Source organism: Rhizobacter sp. (assembly GCF_031412495.1).
Lineage (GTDB): Bacteria > Pseudomonadota > Gammaproteobacteria > Burkholderiales > Burkholderiaceae_C > Schlegelella_A.
The window spans coordinates 1-2,575 of record NZ_JANODC010000098.1 but is presented as its reverse complement, the minus strand read 5'-3'; the positions used below and the strand labels follow the sequence as shown (position 1 = coordinate 2,575).

General features: G+C 72.0%; 2 protein-coding genes. Both read right to left on the bottom strand.

The window, feature by feature from the left end:
- Positions 1–1,851 (bottom strand): acetyl/propionyl/methylcrotonyl-CoA carboxylase subunit alpha (locus tag AC30N0_RS03595; protein WP_489516565.1); only part of this gene is annotated, 1,851 nt, incomplete at its 3' end.
- A gap of 7 nt (positions 1,852–1,858) precedes the next feature.
- Positions 1,859–2,575: acyl-CoA dehydrogenase family protein (locus AC30N0_RS03590; RefSeq protein WP_489516564.1), on the bottom strand; the 717-nt coding region annotated here is incomplete at its 5' end.

The following is a 2,575-nucleotide window of genomic DNA, read 5'->3' as shown; positions in this document are numbered from 1 at the left end:
CTTCATCGCCTCGATGACGAGGAGGAGGGCGCCGGCCTCGACCGCCGCGCCGACACCCACGAGCGTCTGCGTCACCCGCCCGTGCATCGGCGCGAGCAGCAGGCCGGCGGGTCTCTCCGCAAGGCGGCTCCGTCCCTGCAGGCGGCGGTCGTCGAAGGCGATCTCGACGCCCTCGGCGAGCCACCAGGAGCGGTCGGCTTCGCGTGCGACGACGGCGCGCATCGCGCGTCCGTCCACCGTCGCGACGACCGCGCCGCCCGCTTCGCCGGCGAGGCCGTCGATGCGGTGCACGACGCCGTCGCACTCGGCGCTGAAGCCGGTGTAGCGGCCGCGCAGCCGCCAGCGCCGGACGACGTAGTCACGGCCGACGACGGCGTCGCGGTCGACGACCGCCGTCGATGACCAGCCACTCCAGAGGGCAGGCAAGGGCGAGGCGGGCAGGAGCGTCAGGGCCGAGGCTGCTAGCGCTTCGAGAGCAGACGATGCCGGATCTGTGCGCGCCGCGTCGTCGGCGAAGGCGCGGCCGAGCCAGGCCGTGTCGACGCTGCCGGCAGCAAAGGCCGGGTCGCGCAAGACGCGGGCAAGAAAGCCACGGTTCGTCGGCAGGCCGAGGCAGACGGTGTCGTCGAGCGCGGCGGCGAGGAGGGCGATGGCGTCGGCACGGCTGCGGCCGTGGCCGACGACCTTGGCGAGCATCGAGTCGTAGAAGGCAGGCACCTCGACGCCGTTCGCCAGGGCGTGGTCGCAGCGCGCGTGCGGCGGCGCCGCCCAGCGGACGATGCGACCCGACTGCGGCAGGAAGCCGGCGGCCGGGTCCTCGGCGCAGAGCCTGGCCTCGATGGCGTGGCCGCCCGACTCGTAGCGGCGCAGGGCTTCGTCCTGCGTCAAGGGCAGAGCCTCGCCGTCGGCGACGCGCAGCTGCCATTCGACCAGGTCGACGCCGACGAGCGCTTCAGTGACGGCGTGCTCGACCTGCAGGCGGGTGTTCATCTCCATGAACCAGAAGGCACCGTCGCCGTCGAGCAGGAACTCGACCGTGCCTGCACCGCGGTACCCGACCGCCTGCGCGACCTGGACGGCGACCTCGCCCATGCGGCGGCGCAAGGCCAGGCTCACCCCGGGCGCGGGCGCTTCCTCGATCAGCTTCTGGTGCCGACGCTGCACCGAGCAGTCGCGCTCGCCCAGGTTCAGGGTGTGGCCGTGCGCGTCGGCGAAGACCTGAATCTCCACGTGGCGCGCGCCGACGAGGGCGCGCTCTAGGAGCAGGCGGCCGTCGCCGAACGCGGCGGTGGCCTCGGCCCGTGCCGAGGCGAGCGCGTCGTCGAGACCGCTTCCGTCCGCCACCCAGCGCATGCCCCGACCGCCGCCGCCCGCCGCCGCCTTGACCATCAACGGGTAGCCGAGGCCCTGCGCCTCGCGACGGAGCGCCTCGAGATCCTGCGCGTCGCCGTCGTAGCCAGGCAGCACGGGAACGCCGGCGGCGCGCATCGCCTGCCGGGCCGCGGACTTGTCGGCCATCGCCCGCATGGCGGCCGCGGGCGGGCCGACCCAGACCAGCCCGGCCGCCTGCACGGCGTCAGCGAAGCCAGCGCTTTCGCTCAGGAAGCCGTAGCCGGGATGAATGGCGTCGGCACCCGACGCGCGCGCCGCGGCGACGATCGAATCGACGCACAGGTACGACTCCGCGGGCCGCTCGCCGCCGATCGCGACGGCGCGGTCGCAGGCGGCGATGAAGGGCGCGCCACGATCGACGTCGGAATACACCGCGACGGTGGCGATGCCGAGGCGGCGCGCGGTGCGGGCAATGCGGGCGACGATCTCGCCGCGGTTGGCGATCAGGAGCGAGCGCAAGGCGAGGTCAGCGCTTGCCGGGCAGGATGTGCATGTGCTTGGCGATGATGCCGAGCATCACCTCGTCGGCGCCGCCGGCGATCGAGCCGAGGCGGCCGTCGCGGTAAAAGCGGGCGACCGGGTTGTCCCAGGTGTAGCCCATGCCGCCCCAGTACTGCATGCAGGCGTCGGGGACCAGGCGCGACAGCCGGCACGCCTTCAGCTTGGCCATCGACGCCCACTCGGTGACGTCGACGCCGGCGATGTACTTCTCGGTGGCCATGTAGACCAGGCCGCGCAGGGCCTCGACCTCGGTCTTCAGCTCGGCCAGCTTGTAGTGCACGACCTGGTGGTCGAGGACGCTCCGGCCGAAGATCTGCCGCTCGCGCGTGTAGTCGGCGGTGAGCTCGATGCAGTTGTGCAGCGCCTGGATCGCGTTGGCGGCGGCCCAGAGGCGCTCCTCCTGGAACTGCATCATCTGGTAGGTGAAGCCCATGCCTTCCTCGCCGATGCGGTTGCGCTGCGGCACGCGGACGTCGTCGAAGTGGATCAGGCCGGTGTCGCTCGACATCATCCCGATCTTGCGGATCTTCTTCGCCTTCGTGATGCCGGGCGTCGTCATCGGCACCATGATGAGGCTCTTGTTCTTGTGCGCGGCGCCTTCGCCGGTGTTGGCGAGCAGGCACATCCAGTCGGCCTGCAGGCTGTTGGTGATCCACATCTTGGCGCCGTTGATGACGTAGTC